Here is a 17,184-nt window from a genome sequence, read left to right on the forward strand (position 1 = left end):
GCAGATCAAAGCCTGTCGATCCACGTGTCCTCTTCGCGGTCGTCCCATCGAGAGGTTGTGGTCTTAGCGGACGCGGGTCGCTGACCGAGGCGCGACAACACCTTCATCCCTTCATCGTGCGTGAGTGCTCGCAGTGACGCCACTTCGCGGCCTGCGGCGGACTCGATCGCTTCCTGGCGCTCCTCCATGGTTGTTAGACCACGTGCGCCGAGCGCCTTCCGCAGAAGGTCGACCTGCCATTCCGTGATCGGCGCCGGCCCGCTCACCTGGCTCGGCGGATCGGAAGGCTCGTCGCCACCGAACAGTGAAAGATCGTTACACACGGGCCGATCATACGAACTCGGCTGCGGGAACTGCGACGCACAACCCCGAAACGCCGCGAATGCTGCAGAGCATGAAGCCAACGACGAGGACCACCGCGTCAGCGCCTCCCAAGCACGGACGGGAGCACGGCCCGGTTTGGCCATCCCAGGGCACCCATCGAGACCGTGTTGGCTACGACGTGCATGGTGTGAACTACAACTTTCACCCGAGCAGAGCAGCCGCGCCACGTCCACCTGGGCCGGCTAAGCGATCGCGTCGCCACGGTCAGGGACCAGGTCGCTCCAGCACAGCCACGCACTCGACGTGGTGCGTCATCGGGAAGAGGTCGAAGGCCCGCAGCCCGCGCAGCTCGTACCCCCGCTCGGCCAGCAGCCCGAGGTCCCGCGCGAGCGCTGCGGGGTCGCAGGCCACGTAGGCGATCCGGCGCGGCGACCGGGCCACCACGGCGTCGACGACGGCCCGCTTGGCGCCCTCACGGGGCGGGTCGAGCACCACCAGGTCGAACGGCTCGTCGTACGACGACGCCAGCACATCGGCGACATCGCCGCAGGCGGTCTCGACACGGGCCGGGGCGCCGGCGAGGTTGGTGCGCGCGTGCAGGCTCGCGGTGCGGTCGCCCTCGACGGCCACGACCTCGCCCTCGGGGCCGACCGCGTCGGCGAGGAAGCGCGCGAAGAGGCCGACACCGGCGTAGAGGTCGAGCACCCGCTCCCTCGCGGCCGGCTCCAGCATCTCCAGGACGGTGCTCACGAGGGTGGCGGGCGCCCCGGGGTGCACCTGCCAGAAGCCGTCGGCGGCCACGGCGAAGCGGTGCTCCCCCGCACCGAGGGCGACCTCCTCCTCCACCGAGCCCGGAGCCGGCTCGCGGGCGTCGGGGTGGGCGATGCGGCAGTCGTCGACCTCGACGGCCGCGCGCGAGCGGTGCTTGCGCATCCCGCGGCGTCCGTCCCCGAGGTCGACGTACGAGACCCGGGTGCGCCAGCGCAGGCCCGCGAGCTGCTCGGGCAGGTCGCCGGCGACGGCCTCGACCTCGACGTCGCTCTCGATCTTGGCCAGCCGCGCGAGCTGCTCGCGCACCACGGCGGTCTTGAGCGCGCGCTGGTGGGGCAGCGAGACGTGCTGGAAGTCGCAACCGCCGCAGAGCCCGGGGCCGGCGAAGGGGCACGGCGGCGTGACCCGCTCGGGCGAGGCCTCGAGCACCTCGACCGCGTCGGCGCGCCAGAACGTGTCGCCGTCGGTGCCCTCGGTGATCTGCAGGACCACCCGCTCCCCCGGCACCGCGTGGCGCACGAAGACCACCCGCAGCGGGGCGTCGGGGGCGGTGCTGCTGGGCACCCGGGCCACGCAGTGGCCGCCGTGCGCGACCGGCCCGACCTCGACCTCGAAGCGCTCGCCGACCCGGGAGCGGCCGCGCTGGCGCCGGGCGCGCGGGTGGCGGCTCACCGGCGCGACCCCCGCTTGCCGCGCGGGTCGACCCGGCCGCTGCGCAGGTCGCCGGGGCGCACCCGGAACTCGTCGCGGGCCTCCCGCTCGCGCGCGATCTGCGACGACTGGAGCTGGTAGGGCACCGAGGTGACCATCACGCCGGGGGTGAAGAGCAGGCGGCCCTTGAGCCGCAGCGCGGTCTGGTTGTGCAGCAGCTGCTCCCACCAGCGCCCGACGACGTACTCGGGGATGTAGACGGCGACGACGCCGCGCGGGTTGGCGCGCCGGATCTCGGTGGCGTACTCCACCACCGGGCGCACCAGCTCGCGGTAGGGCGAGTGCAGCACCTTGAGCGGCACGTCCATCCGGCGCTCGTCCCACTCCTCCATGAGGCGGGCGGTGGCGACGCTGTCGGTGGCCACGTAGACGCCCTCGAGGGTGTTGGGCCGGCTGGCCTGCGCGAAGGCCAGCGCCCGCAGCGTGGGCTTGTGCAGCTTGGAGACCAGCACGATCGCGTGCACCCGGGTGGGCAGCACCCGGTCCTCCTCGTCGGCGGCGAGCTCGGCGGCCACCCGCTCGTAGTGCTGGTGGATGCCGCGCATGAGCACGAAGAAGATGCCCATCGCCAGGATGGTGATCCAGGCACCGGCCAGGAACTTGGTGATGAGCACGATCACCAGCACGACGGCGGTGAAGGCCAGGCCGATCGTGTTGATCAGCCGCGAGCGCTGCATCCGGTGCCGCGCCCCCGGGTCGGTCTCGCTCTGCAGCTCGCGCGTCCAGTGCCGGATCATGCCGAGCTGCGAGAGGTTGAAGGAGACGAAGACACCCACGATGTAGAGCTGGATGAGCCGGGTGGGCTCGGCGTCGAAGAGCCAGATCAGGGCGATCGCCATGCCGGCGAGGAAGACGATGCCGTTGGAGTAGGCCAGCCGGTCGCCGCGCGAGCCGAGCGCCCGGGGGGCCAGGCCGTCCTGGGCCAGGATCGAGCCGAGCACCGGGAAGCCGTTGAACGCCGTGTTGGCCGCCAGCACCAGGATGATGCCGGTGACGGTGACGGTGAAGTAGAAGCCCGGCGGAAAGCCGTTGAAGACCGACTCGGCGATCTGCGAGATCACCGTGTGCTGGTCGTAGTCCTCGGGCAGCGGCGCGCCGCCGCGCGAGAGCCGGTCGAACTCGTCGGGGTCGACCAGGCGCACGCCGATCTCGCGGGCCAGCACGATGACGCTGATCATCATCGCGATCGCGATCGCGCCCAGCAGCGCCAGGGTCGTGGCAGCGTTGCGGCTCTTGGGGCGTCGGAAGGCGGGCACCCCGTTGGAGATCGCCTCGACACCGGTCAGCGCCGCCGCGCCCGAGGAGAAGGCCCGGGCCAGCAGGAGCATCAGGCCGATCGTCGTCAGCGGCTCCTCGAAGCCGCTGGCCGGCGTGATCGTGATGTCGGCACTCTCGGCGGCCAGCAGGTCGTCGTTCCACCACTGCCACAGGCCCCAGCCGACCATCACGCCCATCGCGACCATGAAGGCGTACGTCGGCACCGCGAAGAACGCCCCCGACTCGCGGATGCCGCGCAGGTTCATCGCCATCAGCAGCAGCACCAGCCCGCAGGCGAAGGTGGCCTCGTGCCCGCTCAGCGCCGGCACCGCGGAGGCGGCGTACTGCGCGCCCGCCGAGATCGAGACCGCCACCGTGAGCACGTAGTCGACGAGCAGCGCGCTGGCCACCGTCGTCCCGGCGGTGACCCCGAGGTTGACCTTGGCCACCTCGTAGTCTCCGCCGCCGGAGGGGTAGGCGTGCACGGTCTGGCGGTAGGAGGCGATCACCGCGGCCATCACGACCGCGACCGCCAGCGCGACCTTCCACGACCACACGTACGCCGACGCGCCGGCCAGCGAGAGCATGATGAAGACCTCGTCGGGCGCGTAGGCCACCGACGACAGCGCGTCGGAGGCGAACACGGGCAGCGCGATGCGCTTGGGGAGCAGCGTCTCCCCCAGCTGGGAGCTGCGCAGCTTGCGCCCCAGGAGGATCCGCTTGGAGACGTCTCCGACACTCACGAGCGGGAAGGCTACGGCACCGGCGCCCCCGAGCGGCCCTTGCGGCTACCGTGGCCTCGTGCACGTTGTGATCATGGGCTGCGGCCGGGTGGGTTCGACCCTGGCCAACAGCCTCGAGGACCGGAACCACACGGTGTCGATCATCGACAGCGAGCCCGACGCGTTCCGACGCCTCGGGCCCGCCTTCAACGGCGACAAGGTCGCCGGGATCGGCTTCGACCAGCAGGTCATGGAGAAGGCCGGCATCCGCCGCGCCGACGCCTTCGCGGCCGTCTCGAGCGGCGACAACTCCAACATCATCGCCGCCCGGGTCGCGCGCGAGACCTTCGGCATCCAGCAGGTCGTGGCGCGCATCTACGACCCGGGTCGCGCCGAGGTCTACCAGCGCCTGGGCATCACCACGGTCGCCACCGTGAAGTGGACCGCCGACCAGGTGCTGCGCCGCATCCTGCCCGCCGGCGCCGAGCCCGACTTCCGCGACCCCAGCGGCACCATCCGCGTCGACCACATCACCGTGCCCGAGATCTGGATCGGCAGCCGCACCATCGACCTGCAGGTCCAGAGCCGCAGCCGCATCGCCTGGATCGACCGGCTCGGCGAGGGCATGCTGCCGGTGCGCGAGACCGTCCTGCAGGAGGGCGACATGCTGCACCTGGTGATCCGCGAGGAGAACGCGGCGCACACCTACGAACGGCTCGAGAACGGCCCGGAGGAGAACTGATGCGCGTCGCCATCGCCGGAGCGGGCGCCGTGGGCCGCTCGATCGCCCGTGAGCTGATCACGAACGGCCACGAGGTCCTGCTCATCGACAAGAACGCAGCCTCCATCAAGCCCGAGCGCGTCCCCGACGCCGAGTGGCTGCTGGCCGACTGCTGCGAGATGTCCTCACTGACCGAGGCGCGCCTGGAGCGCTGCGACGTGCTGATCTCGGCCACCGGCGACGACAAGGCCAACCTGGTCGCCTCGCTGCTGGCCAAGACCGAGTTCGGCGTGCCGCGCACCGTCGGGCGCGTGAACCACCCCAACAACGAGTGGCTCTTCAGCGAGGCCTGGGGCGTCGACGTCAACGTCTCGACGCCGCGCATCATGTCGGCGCTGGTCGAGGAGGCCGTCAGCGTCGGCGACCTGGTGCGGCTCTTCACCTTCCGCCAGGGCAAGGCCAACCTGGTCGAGATGACGCTGCCCGAGGACTCGCCGTACGTCGGCAAGCCCAGCGGGCTGATCCCGCTGCCCGAGAACTGCGCGCTGGTCACCATCCTGCGCGACGGGCAGGTCTACGTGCCGACGCCCGAGCAGCCGGTGGAGTCGGGCGACGAGCTGCTGCTCGTGGTGCCGGCCGAGAAGGAGGACGAGCTCGAGCGGCTGCTCGCGCCCTCCACCCACGGCGGCTAGTCGCGCGGGACGGCCTCGACGGGCGTGTGGTTGCGGCTCAGCACCCACATCATCGTGGCCAGCGCCGCGAGCTGCAGCGGCCAGCCGAGCACGATCTTCAGCACGCCGAGGACCGCGATCGCGGTCTCGGCGGCGATCGCCTCCGACCACCCGCCGAGCCAGATCGGGCCCTGCACGACCACGCGCAGCACGCAGGGCGCGGCCAGCAGCCAGGTCAGGGTGCTGGTCAGGCGCACCACCTGCTTGTCGGAGTGCCAGGCGGTGGCGTCGCCGGTGACGCTGCCGACCATGAACCCCACCAGCGGCCAGCCGACCAGCACGGTCAGCGACAGGACCACGGCGTACCCGCCGTTGTAGAGGATGCCGGGCAGGAAGTAGGCCAGCGCCTGCTCGTCCTCGCTGCCGCCCCGGCGCGCGGCCATGGTGACGAAGAACCAGCCGATGCCGATGCCGAAGAGCGCGTTGACGGCGAACTGCACCGTCGAGCGCTGCACCAGGCGCACCACGAGCGCGAGCACCGCGGCCGCGACGCTGACGACCAGCGCCGTCTGCAGCTGCTTGGTGCTGAGCCAGACCACCGTGAACAGCAGCGTCGGCACGGCCGCCTCGACCATGCCCCGGCGCCCGCCGAGGGCCCTGGCGAGCTGGCTGCGGACGACCGACTCGACGGTCTCGACGTCGGCGGTGCTCACGGGATCAGCTCGTAGCGCGGGTTGAAGATGACGCGGACGCCGTCCTGGGTGCCGATGCGGCCCTCGACCGCCATCGCCACGCCCGGGTTGATGCCAGCGATGCGGCGCCGGCCCAGCCACACGACCGTGATCGACCCGGACCCGTCGAAGAGCTCAGCCTCCAGCGCCGGCACCCCGCCGCGCGGGCGCAGCGTGACGGTGCGCAGCGTGCCGCGCAGACGCACCATCGAGCGGTCGGCCGCATCGGCGATGCAGTCGGTGCCCGGCTCGGTGTAGGTGCGGCGCAGGTCGCGCGCCTCCTGGTCCGAGCTGTTGGCCCAGCGGCTGATGCTGCGGCGCAGGCGGCTCTTCTCGGGCATGGTCCCTCAGTCGTGGTCGTGGCCGAAGTGCGGGTCCTCGGTGGTGCGCCCGCGCGCGTCCTTGGTGCCGGGAGGCACCGCCGGGCCGACGCGGCGCGCACCCTCGGGCATGACCAGGTCGAGCGCCTCGCCGACCGGCATGGCGCCCTGGCCACGCTCCACACCGACCTGGGTCAGCGCGCTGAGCCAGGGCTCGGCGATGTCGGTGCCCCGCGCCGGGGCCCCGATCAGGGTGGCGCGCAGCATCCAGCGGTTGCCGTTGACGCCCACGATGCGCGAGAGCTGCTTGCCGGTGCGCCCGTCGGGCATCGTGCGGGTCAGCTCGCAGAGCAGCTCGGTGCCGTAGCGGCCCTCCTGCTCGGTCGCGGTGCCGCCGCGCTGGACCATGTCGGCCGCGATCTGCGGGCGCACGTCGCCCCACAGGTCGCCGCCGCGGGGGGCGGCGAAGGCGCGCAGCTCGAGCGCACCGTCGGCGCCCGCGAGGAGGACGGCCTGGATCTGCTCGGTGGCCTCGTCGACCTGGAGCCGCAGCTCGAGGCCCTCGGGGGCCACGACCAGCAGCGAGCCGAGGTCGATGCGCTGCAGGCCCTCGGGCACCTCCGGCAGGTCAGCCGCGTCGAAGGGGCCCTCGGGGGCGGCCCCCGGCGTCTCCTTCGATGCCTCGTCGGCCCCGGCGGGCTCGGTGGCGTCGGACTTGCGGCGGAACTTCACGGGCGGGGCTCCTCGGGTGTCTGGGCGGATCGGGCGGGTCCACGACCTCAGGACGAGGCGAACCCACCAGTCGAACCGTATCCCCCGTCACCTCGCAGCGACGAAGGCAGCGCCGCCACCTCCACGAAGCGCGCGCGCTCGACCCGCTGCACGACCAGCTGCGCCACCCGGTCGCCACGACGCAGCTCGACCCGCTCGCGCGGGTCGAGGTTGACCAGCAGGACCTTGACCTCCCCCCGGTAGCCCGCGTCGACGGTGCCGGGGGTGTTGACGATCGAGACCCCGTGCCGGGCGGCCAGCCCGGAGCGGGGGTGCACCAGCGCGACGTACCCGGCGGGGAGGGCGATCGCGATGCCGGTCGGCACCAGGGCCCGCTCCCCCGGCTCGAGGCGCACGTCGACGGTGGTGAGCAGGTCGGCCCCCGCGTCGCCGGGGTGGGCGTACGACGGCAGCGGCAGGTCGGCGTCGAGGCGCACCACCTGCACCGGCAGCTCGGGCGGCAGGGAGTCATCCACGACCGGGACCCTAGGTCATCGCCCCGCCCGCACGGGTGGAAGAATCGCGGTGTGGACGCGACCTCCGACTACCGCGAGCGACTCTCCGTGCCGCTGCGCTGGTGGGTGCAGGGCACGATGCTGGTCGCCAGCCTGTGGCTGGCGGTCGTCGTGGCCGTCCCCGAGCCGCTGGCCTGGGCGATCACCGGCGTGGCGGTGGCCCTGATGGCCGCGCTCCTGCTCGCCTACGGCTCCCCCGTCATCAGCCTCTCCGACGGGGTGCTGCGCGCCGGGCGCGCCCGCATCGACGTGCGCCACCTCGGCGCCGCCGAGGCGCTCGACCCCGAGGCCGCCCGCCGCGCCGCCGGCGTCGAGGCCGACGCCCGCGCGTTCCTGCTGCTGCGCCCCTACCGCAAGCGCTCGGTGCGGGTGGTGGTCGAGGACCCGGCCGACCCGACGCCCTACTGGCTGCTCAGCAGCCGCCGGCCCGAGGCCCTGGTGGCCGCCCTCGAGGCCGCCTCCCCACGGGTGGCCCCGCCCTCCGGGAGCAGTGGGTAGGGTCACGGCCATGGCATCCGGTGACAGCTCCAAGGTCTGGTCCCTCATGTCGCTCGGCTCCTCGGTGGGGGCGGCGATCGTGGCACGCAAGGCGCTCGAGGCGTCCTGGAAGACGGCGGCGCGCCGCAAGCCCCCGGCCAACCCGGCCGACCCCGACATCGACTGGTGGGAGGCCGTGACCTGGGCCCTCACCACCGGCGCGGTCGCCTCGCTGGCGCGGATGCTGGCGCAGCGCCGGGCCGCGGAGTACTACGCGCGCTCCACCGGCCACCTGCCCCCGCCGCTGGTCAAGGACGGCCAGTAGCCGCCGCAGCCCCGATCAGCCCGCACCAGCCCCGACGACGCCGAAGGCCCGGTCCCCCCTCGAGGGGGGCCGGGCCTTCGCAGGTCTCGCGCGCGTGGGTCAGACGCAGTCGCGGCAGATCATCTTCTTCTCGTCGGCCAGCTGCGAGCGGTGGTGCACCAGGAAGCAGCTCATGCAGGTGAACTCGTCCTCCTGCTTGGGCTTCACCTCCACCGCCAGCTCCTCGTGCGACAGGTCGGCGCCGGGGAGCTCGAAGGACTCAGCGGCCTCGGTCTCGTCCTCGTCGACCTTGCCGGAGTTCTTGTCGTGGCGGCGAGCCTTGAGCTCCTCGATGCTCTCCTCGGACTGGTCTTCCTCGTTCTTGCGCGGTGCGTCGTAGTCGGTGGCCATCGTCGCCTCACTCCCCTCGTGGTCTCGTGTGACTGTGTGTGTCGTCGGGCGCAGATTGTGCACCATGGACGCCGACCTGGATACACCGGCCGGTCGGCGCAGGCGAGAACAGCAGATGACACATCCGTTATTCCCCCGATGTGGGGTACCCGGCGTAGCCCGCCTCCAGGACCAGCGCACGGAACTCCTCGAAGGAGCCCGCGGGGGCGCACAGCAGCAGGTCACGCCCGCTGGCCCCGGTCATCAGCTCGGTGCGGGCGCCGGCCCCGCGCGCCACCAGGGCGCCGGCGGCGTGGTCCCACAGGTGCACGCCCTCCTCGACGTAGGCGTCGAGGCTGCCCTCGGCCACCCCGCACAGGTCGAGCGCGCAGGAGCCGAGCCGGCGGATGTCGCGCACCCGCGGCAGCAGGTGCGTCAGCGAGCGCGCCTGCCGCTCGCGCACCTCGCTGTCGTAGGAGAACCCCGTCGCCACCAGCGTCTGCGACAGCGGCACCACCCGGCGTACGCCGATCGGCCGGCCGTCGCGGGTCGCGACCGGGCCCTGCGGGCCGACGTGGGCGGCGTACTCGACACCGGTGGCGACGTTGAGCACCACCCCGGCGACCACCTCGGGACCCTGCGGGCCCTCGACCTCGGCCGCGACGGAGACGGCGTACTGGGGCAGGCCGTAGAGGAAGTTCACGGTGCCGTCGATGGGGTCGACGACCCAGCGCACCCCGGAGGTACCGACGACGTCGTCGCCCTCCTCGCCCAGCACGGCGTCGCCGGGCCGGGCCTCGAGCAGCAGCCGGCGCACCAGCTCCTCGCTGGCGCGGTCGGTCTCGGTGACCACGTCGACCGCGCTGCTCTTGGTGTCGGCGACCTCGACCCCGCCCCGCCGCTGCTCGCGGACCAGAGCGGCGGCCGAGCGCGCCACCGCGACCGCGAGGTCGCGCAGCTCCTGCGGCGCGGGTGCGCTCACGCCCCGCGACCGCACAGCGCCGGGCGCTCGGCGCGCGGGTTGGCGCAGCAGCCGACCGGGCAGGCGTCCCACATCGGCCCGGTGTCGCCGACGGCGGCGCGGGCGACCTCCTCGCCGCGCTCGACGGTGGCCCGCTCGACCAGCAGGTCGCGCACGGTGGCCACGAAGCGCGCGTCGGTGCCGGCGGTGGCGGCGCGGCGCACCGGCAGGCCGATCCGCTCGGCGGTCTCGACGGCCTCGGTGTCGAGGTCGTAGATGACCTCCATGTGGTCGGAGACGAAGCCCACGGGCACCATCACCACGGCCGGCACGCCCTGGTCGCGCAGCGCCTCGAGGTGGTCGTTGATGTCGGGCTCCAGCCACGGGACGTGCGGCGCGCCGCTGCGCGAGCAGAAGACCAGGTCGTGCTCGTGGGTGGTGCCGGTCTCGGCGGCCACCCGCTCGGTGATGACCCGGGCCACGTCGCGGTGCTGGGCGACGTAGGCGCCGCCGCCCTCGTAGGTCGCCTCCGGGTCGCCGCTGCTCTCGTTCATCGACGTCGGGATCGAGTGGGTCACGAAGACCAGGCGCGCACCCTCGCGCACGTCGTCGGGCAGGTCGGCCAGGGCCGCCAGGGTCGCGTCGACGTTGGGCTCCACGAAGCCCGGGTGGTTGAAGTAGTGGCGCAGCTTGTCGAGGTGCACCGGCGAGCCCTCGACCCCGCCCGGCAGCGCGTCGACGGCGTCGTACAGGTTCTCGCGGTACTGCCGGCACGACGACCACGACGAGTAGGCGCTGGTGACGAAGCACGCGGCGCGGGTGACGCCGTCGTCGGCCATCTGCTGCAGCGTCCCGGTCAGGTAGGGGTCCCAGTTGCGGTTGCCCCAGTAGACGGGCAGGTCGATGCCGTGCTCGGCGAGGTCGGCCTCGATGGCCGCCTTCAGCTCGCGGCACTGGTCGTTGATCGGCGAGCGGCCGCCGAAGAGGTGGTAGTGCTGGCCCACCTCCACCAGCCGCTCGCGCGGGATGCCCCGGCCCCGGGTCACGTTCTCGAGGAACGGCACCACGTCGTCGGGCCCCTCCGGGCCGCCGAAGGAAACGAGCAGGAGAGCGTCGTAGGGACGCACGTCGGGAGTCGCCATGCCGCCATCGTAGGGAGGACCCCTCTCACCCCCTCCAGGTGTCGTCGGCGAGGGATTCGCCGGCGGTGATCACCCGGGCTTACGCTCCGCTCGGATGTTCACGTCGTACGCCCGCGTGCTGGGTCGTCCCGGTGCCCTGCGGTTCAGCCTCACCGGGTTCTTCGCGCGCCTGCCGATCAGCATGGTCGGCCTGGGCATCGTGCTCCTCGTCGAGGCCTCGACCGGCTCCTACGGCCTGGCCGGGGCCGTCTCGGCGGCCTACATGCTCGCCAACGCGCTGCTGGCCATCGCCCAGGGCCGCCTGGTCGACCGGCTCGGCCAGGGCCGGGTGCTGGCCGTGGCCAGCGTCGTCTTCGGCCTCGCGCTGACCACGCTGATCTGGTCGGTGCGCGACGGGTGGCCGGTCGCGGCGACGTACGCCGCCGCGGCGCTGGCCGGCGCGACGCTGCCCCAGATCGGCTCGTGCGTGCGGGCGCGCTGGTCGCACGTGCTCGACGCGCCCGCCGACGTGCAGACCGCGTTCGCGCTCGAGGCCGTGGTCGACGAGGCGTGCTTCATCCTCGGCCCGATCCTGGTCACCGTGCTCGCCACCGCCGTGCACCCGGTGGCCGGCCTGGGCTCCGCGATGGTCTTCGGCACCCTCGGCGGGCTGCTCTTCGCCGCCCAGCGGCGCACCGAGCCGCCCACCCAGCCCCACGACCGCACCACCGGCCCCCGACCGCCGCTGCCGTGGCGCACGCTGGTGCCGCTGGCGGCCGTCTCGTTCATGCTCGGGGTGCTCTTCGGCGCCGCCGAGGTCACCACGATCGCCTTCGCCGACGAGCAGGGCAGCCCGGTGTGGGCCGGCGGCCTGCTCGCCCTGTGGGCGCTGGGCAGCCTGGTCTCGGGCGTGGTGACGGGCGCCGTCATCTGGCGGGCCGGCCCGGCCACCCGGCTGAAGTGGGGCGCGTTCGCGATGGCCGCAGCGATGGCCCCGCTGCCCTTCGTCGGCTCGTTGCCGCTGATGGGCCTGGTGCTGCTGGTCGGCGGCGCCGCGATCGCGCCGACGATGATCGCCACCATGTCGCTGACCGAGGCCACGATGCCGCGCAGCCGGCTCACCGAGGGCATGTCGGTGGTGCAGACCGGGCTGGTCGCCGGCGTCGCGCCCGGGGCGACGCTGTCGGGCCTGGTCGTCGACGCCTCGGGCGCCTCGACGGCCTACCTGGTCTCGCTCGGCGCCGGGCTGCTGGCCGTGCTGGCGGCCCAGACGCTCACTTCCGGTGCGGGTCGCGCAGGATCCTGATCCCCGCCCAGGCGGCGAGCGGCACGAGCACGAGCAGGGCGAGGACTGTCCAGAGCATGACGGCATCGTGCCACCGCGGCACGCGCTAGCGTCCCACCCATGTGGCAGAACTGGTCGGGCACCGAGACCACCCACCCGGTGCGGGTGGCCGAGCCGCGCGACGTCGACGACGTGGTCGGCCTCGTGCAGCGGGCGCGCGAGGAGCGCTCGACGGTGAAGATGGTCGGCACCGGCCACAGCTTCACGGGCATCGCCGCACCCGAGCACACGATGCTCAGCCCCACCTCGATGAGCGGGGTGGTCGCGGTCGACCGGGAGGCGATGACGGTCACCGCCCTGGCCGGCACCCCCCTGCACGTGCTCAACGCGACCCTGGAGGGCCTGGGGCTGAGCCTGCACAACATGGGCGACATCGCCGAGCAGACCCTCGCGGGGGCCGTCTCGACCGGCACCCACGGCACCGGTGGCGTCGCCGCCGGGCTGGCCGCGCAGGTGGTGGGGCTCGAGATGGTCACCGGCACCGGCGAGGTGCTGCGCGCCGACGCCGCGCACCACCCCGACGTGCTCGCGGTGGCCCGGGTGGGGCTGGGCGCCCTCGGCGTCCTGACCACGCTCACCTTCGCCGTCGAGCCCCTCTTCGTGCTCGAGGCGCACGAGCAGCCGCTGGGCTGGGGCGAGGCGCTGGAGTCCTTCGACGACCTCGTGGCCGCCCACCACCACGTCGACCTCTACTGGTTCCCCCACACCGACCGGGTGCAGGCCAAGTGCAACGACCGGCTCGACGTGCCGCTCGAGGAGGCCCGCCCGCTCCCCCGCTGGCGGCACCGCCTCGACGACGACCTGCTCCAGAACACCGCGTTCGGGGCGCTGACGGCGCTCTCGGCCCGGGTCCCGCGCCTCGTGCCGCCGATCAACCGGGCGAGCTCGACCATGCTCTCCGAGCGCACCTACAGCGACGTGGCGCACCGTGTCTTCACCGCGCGGCGCTCGGTCGTGTTCCGCGAGATGGAGTACGCCGTGCCGCGCGAGGCCGGCCTGGCCGCGCTGCGCGAGGCGCGGGCGGCGATCGAGGCCTCCGGCTTGCGGATCAGCTTCCCGGTCGAGGTGCGCACCGCCCCCGCCGACGACGTGCCGCTCTCGACCGCCTCGGGCCGCGACTCGACGTACCTGGCCTTCCACACCCACCGCTCGGTGCCGCACGAGGAGTACTTCGCGCTGCTCGAGCCGATCATGCGCGCCCACGACGGGCGCCCGCACTGGGGCAAGCTGCACACCCGCACCGCCGACGACCTCGCGCCGGCCTACCCGCGCTTCGAGGAGTTCCTGGCGGTGCGCGATCGGCTCGACCCCGACCGGGTCCTCACCAACGCCTACCTGCGCCGGGTGCTCGGCGACTGACCCCGACCGCTCAGACGCTGGCGGAGCCCCGGGGCAGGGGTGCCTGCCAGCCGCGCCACATCGCCAGCAGCCGCCACGCCAGGCAGACCGTGGCCCCGGTCAGCGCCGCCACGACGACCGGCAGCCCGCCGCGCTCCATCAGCACCGCCACCATCGCCCCGGCCAGCGCCGGGGTCGCGTAGAGCTCGCCGCGGAAGATGATCGGCACCCGCCCGGCGAGCACGTCGCGCACCATGCCCCCGCCGATGCCGGTGACCATCCCCAGCAGCGCGGCCGGCAGCGGGCCCAGCCCGTAGTCGACGGCCTTGAGGGCGCCCGCGACGCAGAAGAGCGCCAGGCCGAAGGCGTCGAAGACCGTCACCAGCCGCTCCATCCGGCCCAGCGTCGGGTGGTAGACGAAGGCCAGCAGCCCGGCCCCCACCGGCACCAGCAGGTAGCGCCAGTCGGCCAGCGCCGCGGGCGGGGTGGCGTCGATGAGGACGTCGCGCAGGAAGCCGCCGCCCAGGCCGGTGGTGCCCGCGAGCACCAGCACGGCGAAGAGGTCGAGCTCCTTGCGCACCGCGACCAGGGCCCCGGAGATCGCGAACACGAAGATGCCGATGAGGTCGAGGACGACCAGGGTGGGAGCGGGCTCGACAGGTGGCACCCGGCGAGGCTACCCACGACCCGCGCTGCGCAGGGCACGGCGTCCACGGTCGGGGCCCCTGCTGGCGTAGGCTCAGCGCAGTTGTCGGCACGTCGCCGGCACCGGTGGACGAGGAGGTGGACCGGACATGGTGCACCTGACCCTCGCGGGGGTGAGCGAGGACGGGAAGCGCCTGCTCCTGGTCGACGACACCGGTGTCGAGCACGACCTCGACGTCGACGCCCGGCTCCGCGCCGCCCTGCGCGGCGATTCCTCACGACTCGGCCAGTTGGAGATGAAGATGGACAGCGTCCTGCGCCCTCGCGACATCCAGGCACGGATCCGGGCGGGCGAGACCCCCGAGGCCGTCGCCGACGCGGCCCAGACGAGCGTCGAGAAGATCATGCCGTACGCCGGCCCGGTGCTCGCCGAGCGCGAGCACGTCGCCCAGCGCGCCCAGCGCAGCTCGGTGCGCCGCACCGCCGGCGCCGACGGCGCCCGCACCCTGGGCGAGGCGGTCGAGGCCCACCTGCGCGCCGAGCACGTCGGCCCCGACGTGGTGACCTGGGACGCCTGGCGTCGCGAGGACGGCCGCTGGACCCTGAGCGCCGAGTTCGAGACCCGTCCGCGCAGCGGCCTGGCGCACTTCACCTACGACATGCCCGGCAACTACGTGCTGCTCGACGACGAGGACGCCCGCTGGCTGGTGGGCGAGGTCATCGCCACGGCCACGCTGCCCGCCCCGCTCGACGACCTCCAGCAGGCGCGGGCGCGTCGGCGGGTCTCCCTCGACGACGAGGAGCTGCCGCTGGGTGACGACGCGATCGGCATGGTCTCCCCCGAGCCGGAGCCGGAGCCTGAGCCTGAGCCCGCGCCGGAGCCGGAGCCCGCCGCGGAGGCGGCACCCGAGCCCGAGCCCGAGCCGCAGCCCGAGGCGCCGGTGCGCCGGCCGGTGCGCAAGAGCCGTGGTCGCGCCTCGGTGCCGAGCTGGGACGAGATCATGTTCGGCGGCGGCAAGCCGGAGTAGCAGCAGCTGGTCGCTGGGCCTCCCACCGGGGGGTCCTGACGAGTAGGGTCCGCCCATGTCCTACTTCGTGACCGGCGCCACGGGCTTCATCGGCCGATTCCTCGTGGAGGAGCTCCTCGACCACCGCGAGGGCGAGGTCTTCGTGCTGGTGCGCGAGAGCTCGCTGCCCCGCATGGAGGCCCTCATCCGGCACTGGGGCACCGACCGGGTGACCCCCGTGGTCGGCGACCTCGCCACCGAGGCGCTCGGCGTCGACCCGGCCTGGGTGGCCGAGCACCGGGGGCAGGTCGAGCACTTCTTCCACCTCGCCGCGATCTACGACATGACCGCCGACGACGCCACCAACGAGGCGATGAACGTCGGCGGCACCCGCCACGCGCTGGCCCTGGCCGGCGACCTCGACGTCGGCTGCTTCCACCAGGTCAGCTCGGTGGCCGCGGCCGGGGAGCTGCGCGGCACCTTCGACGAGACGATGTTCGACGAGGGCCAGCACCTGCCCTCGCCGTACCACCGCACCAAGTTCGAGTCCGAGCGCATCGTGCGCGAGGAGGGCAGCGTGCCGTGGCGGGTCTACCGGCCCTCCATCGTGGTCGGCGACTCCCAGACCGGCGCGATGGACAAGGTCGACGGGCCCTACTACTTCTTCGGGCTGATGAAGACCATGCGCGACGTGCTGCCGGCCTGGCTGCCGCTGGCCGGGGTCGACATGGGCGACACCAACGTGGTGCCGGTCGACTACGTCGCCCGCGCGATGGACCACCTCGCCCACCTGCCGGGCCGTGACGGGGAGGCCTTCCACCTGGTCAACCCCGAGCCGCAGCCCGTGGTGGAGATGATCAACGCCTTCTGCGCCGCGGCCGGCGCCCCGACCTTCGCCACCGGCCTCGACCGCGGCCTGACCCGTCGCCTGCCGCGCGCGGTCCAGCCCTCGGGGCTGCTCAACGCCGTGGGCAAGAACGGCGCGCTGCAGGCGGTGCTCGACCTGGTCACCAGCCGCGTCGGCGTCCCGGCCGAGGTGCTGGCGCACACGAGCTTCACCGCCGTCTTCGACTCCCGCCGCACCGAGCGGGCGCTGGCCGGGTCCGGGATCGCCGTGCCCGACCTCGAGTCCTACGCCCGCACCCTCTACTCCTACTGGGAGGAGCACCTCGACGAGACGACCGCCCGCGACCCGCGCATCCGCGCGGCGCTGCAGGGCAAGTACGTCGTCATCACCGGCGCCTCCTCCGGCATCGGCCAGGTCACCGCCCACAAGGTCGCCCAAGCCGGCGGCGTGCCGGTGCTGGTCGCGCGCGGCAAGGACAAGCTCGAGGAGGTGCGCGCCATGATCGAGGTGCGCGGCGGGCAGGCGCTGGTCTACCCGTGCGACCTCTCCGACCTCGAGGCGATCGACCGGCTGTGCGAGCAGCTGGCGAGCGAGCTGCCCTCGGTCGACTACGTGGTCAACAACGCGGGCCGCTCGATCCGTCGCTCGCTGCGCCTGTCCCACGACCGCTTCCACGACTTCGAGCGCACCATGCAGCTCAACTACTTCGGCGCGATCCGCCTGGTGATGGGCCTGCTGCCGACCATGCAGGAGCAGAAGCGCGGGCACGTGGTCAACGTCAGCTCGATCGGCGTCCAGACCAACCCGCCGCGGTTCTCGGCGTACGTCGCCTCGAAGTCGGCGCTCGACTCGTGGAGCAACGTGGTGGCCTCCGAGCTCGTCGGCGACGGCATCACCTTCACCGGCATCCACATGCCGCTGGTGCGCACCCCGATGATCGCGCCGACCAAGATCTACGACAAGTTCCCCACGATCTCACCGGCGCAGGCGGCCGACCTGGTGGTCGAGGCGATGGTCGGGCGGCCCCACGAGATCAACACGCTGCTGGGCAACGCCGGCGCGGTGATGCACACGCTGGCGCCCAAGCTGACCTTCCGGCTGCTCAACATGGCCTACCACGTCTTCCCCGACTCGGCCGCGGCCAAGGGCGAGGGCTCGGGCGGGACCCGCGAGAGCGAGCAGATCATGCTGGCCAAGATCTTCAAGGGCGTGCACTGGTAGGCACCCCTCGCCGG

At 73.1% G+C, this 17,184-nt stretch carries 18 protein-coding genes; 8 read left to right on the forward strand and 10 right to left on the reverse strand.

The window, feature by feature from the left end; all coding sequences use genetic code 11:
- Positions 1-588 precede the first annotated feature (588 nt).
- Positions 589-1,767: a class I SAM-dependent RNA methyltransferase gene (locus OCU29_RS14680; protein WP_261820505.1), complete on the reverse strand. Its 1,179-nt coding sequence runs from the start codon at positions 1,765-1,767 to the stop codon at positions 589-591.
- Entirely contained in the window at positions 1,764-3,806 is a 2,043-nt protein-coding gene (locus OCU29_RS14685) for an APC family permease (RefSeq protein ID WP_179616764.1), read from the reverse strand. The genes OCU29_RS14680 and OCU29_RS14685 overlap by 4 nt, the downstream gene beginning before the upstream one ends.
- A 73-nt stretch (positions 3,807-3,879) precedes the next feature.
- On the opposite strand from OCU29_RS14685, the gene OCU29_RS14690 reads away from it, so the two are divergent.
- Positions 3,880-4,527: a TrkA family potassium uptake protein gene (locus OCU29_RS14690; RefSeq protein WP_370463675.1), complete on the forward strand. Its 648-nt coding sequence runs from the start codon at positions 3,880-3,882 to the stop codon at positions 4,525-4,527.
- On the forward strand, positions 4,527-5,198 hold the full coding sequence (locus tag OCU29_RS14695; RefSeq protein ID WP_179616766.1) for a TrkA family potassium uptake protein: 672 nt from the start codon (positions 4,527-4,529) through the stop codon (positions 5,196-5,198). Before OCU29_RS14690 ends, OCU29_RS14695 begins: the two co-directional genes overlap by 1 nt.
- Here the strand turns inward: OCU29_RS14695 and OCU29_RS14700 are convergent.
- Genes OCU29_RS14700 through dut form a run of 4 tightly spaced genes read right to left on the reverse strand, consistent with a single transcriptional unit; the run spans position 5,195 to position 7,475 of the window.
- Positions 5,195-5,890, reverse strand: coding sequence for a DUF3159 domain-containing protein (locus OCU29_RS14700; protein ID WP_258017001.1), 696 nt, complete (start codon positions 5,888-5,890; stop codon positions 5,195-5,197). The genes OCU29_RS14695 and OCU29_RS14700 overlap by 4 nt on opposite strands.
- A complete protein-coding gene (locus tag OCU29_RS14705; protein ID WP_261820507.1) occupies positions 5,887-6,249 on the reverse strand; it encodes an OB-fold nucleic acid binding domain-containing protein in 363 nt (120 codons plus the stop codon). Before OCU29_RS14705 ends, OCU29_RS14700 begins: the two co-directional genes overlap by 4 nt.
- A gap of 6 nt (positions 6,250-6,255) precedes the next feature.
- Positions 6,256-6,960, reverse strand: coding sequence for a DUF3710 domain-containing protein (locus tag OCU29_RS14710; RefSeq protein WP_261820508.1), 705 nt, complete (start codon positions 6,958-6,960; stop codon positions 6,256-6,258).
- A gap of 47 nt (positions 6,961-7,007) precedes the next feature.
- Positions 7,008-7,475 (reverse strand): dUTP diphosphatase, encoded by a 468-nt coding sequence (gene dut / locus OCU29_RS14715; protein WP_370463673.1) that lies wholly within the window; start codon positions 7,473-7,475, stop codon positions 7,008-7,010.
- A 51-nt stretch (positions 7,476-7,526) separates the two neighbouring features.
- On the opposite strand from dut, the gene OCU29_RS14720 reads away from it, so the two are divergent.
- Together OCU29_RS14720 and OCU29_RS14725 are read left to right on the forward strand one after the other, a co-directional pair.
- Positions 7,527-8,012, forward strand: coding sequence for a DUF3093 domain-containing protein (locus OCU29_RS14720; RefSeq protein ID WP_179616769.1), 486 nt, complete (start codon positions 7,527-7,529; stop codon positions 8,010-8,012).
- Positions 8,013-8,022: 10 nt separating this feature from the next.
- On the forward strand, positions 8,023-8,316 hold the full coding sequence (locus tag OCU29_RS14725) for a DUF4235 domain-containing protein (RefSeq protein ID WP_179616770.1): 294 nt from the start codon (positions 8,023-8,025) through the stop codon (positions 8,314-8,316).
- Positions 8,317-8,415: 99 nt separating this feature from the next.
- Here the strand turns inward: OCU29_RS14725 and OCU29_RS14730 are convergent, their stop codons facing one another.
- The 3 genes from OCU29_RS14730 to OCU29_RS14740 all read right to left on the reverse strand — a co-directional run bounded on the left by OCU29_RS14730 (position 8,416) and on the right by OCU29_RS14740 (position 10,788).
- The gene (locus OCU29_RS14730; RefSeq protein ID WP_179616771.1) at positions 8,416-8,706 is read right to left on the reverse strand and encodes a DUF4193 domain-containing protein; all 291 of its coding nucleotides are present in this window, start codon (positions 8,704-8,706) and stop codon (positions 8,416-8,418) included.
- A 127-nt stretch (positions 8,707-8,833) separates the two neighbouring features.
- Positions 8,834-9,667 (reverse strand): inositol monophosphatase family protein, encoded by an 834-nt coding sequence (locus tag OCU29_RS14735; RefSeq protein WP_261820509.1) that lies wholly within the window; start codon positions 9,665-9,667, stop codon positions 8,834-8,836.
- Positions 9,664-10,788 (reverse strand): ferrochelatase, encoded by a 1,125-nt coding sequence (locus OCU29_RS14740; protein ID WP_261820510.1) that lies wholly within the window; start codon positions 10,786-10,788, stop codon positions 9,664-9,666. The genes OCU29_RS14735 and OCU29_RS14740 overlap by 4 nt, the downstream gene beginning before the upstream one ends.
- A gap of 94 nt (positions 10,789-10,882) precedes the next feature.
- Here OCU29_RS14740 and OCU29_RS14745 point away from each other — a divergent pair, with 94 nt between their 5' ends.
- A complete protein-coding gene (locus OCU29_RS14745; protein ID WP_179616774.1) occupies positions 10,883-12,073 on the forward strand; it encodes an MFS transporter in 1,191 nt (396 codons plus the stop codon).
- A 99-nt stretch (positions 12,074-12,172) separates the two neighbouring features.
- Positions 12,173-13,471 carry a D-arabinono-1,4-lactone oxidase gene (locus OCU29_RS14750; RefSeq protein WP_261820511.1) on the forward strand — a complete coding sequence of 433 codons (1,299 nt, stop codon included), beginning with the start codon at positions 12,173-12,175 and terminating at the stop codon, positions 13,469-13,471.
- 10 nt (positions 13,472-13,481) lie between these two features.
- On the opposite strand, the gene OCU29_RS14755 is transcribed toward OCU29_RS14750, so the two are convergent.
- A complete protein-coding gene (locus tag OCU29_RS14755) occupies positions 13,482-14,117 on the reverse strand; it encodes a trimeric intracellular cation channel family protein (RefSeq protein ID WP_179616776.1) in 636 nt (211 codons plus the stop codon).
- A 127-nt stretch (positions 14,118-14,244) separates the two neighbouring features.
- Here OCU29_RS14755 and sepH point away from each other — a divergent pair, with 127 nt between their 5' ends.
- Both sepH and OCU29_RS14765 read left to right on the forward strand, forming a co-directional pair.
- Entirely contained in the window at positions 14,245-15,123 is an 879-nt protein-coding gene (gene sepH / locus OCU29_RS14760; protein WP_261820512.1) for a septation protein SepH, read from the forward strand.
- Between the two features lie 55 nt (positions 15,124-15,178).
- Positions 15,179-17,170, forward strand: a complete 1,992-nt coding sequence (locus OCU29_RS14765) for an SDR family oxidoreductase (RefSeq protein WP_261820513.1) — start codon at positions 15,179-15,181, stop codon at positions 17,168-17,170.
- Positions 17,171-17,184: the final 14 nt, after the last annotated feature.

Source organism: Nocardioides sp. OK12, from assembly GCF_024341885.1.
Lineage (GTDB): Bacteria > Actinomycetota > Actinomycetes > Propionibacteriales > Nocardioidaceae > Nocardioides > Nocardioides marinisabuli.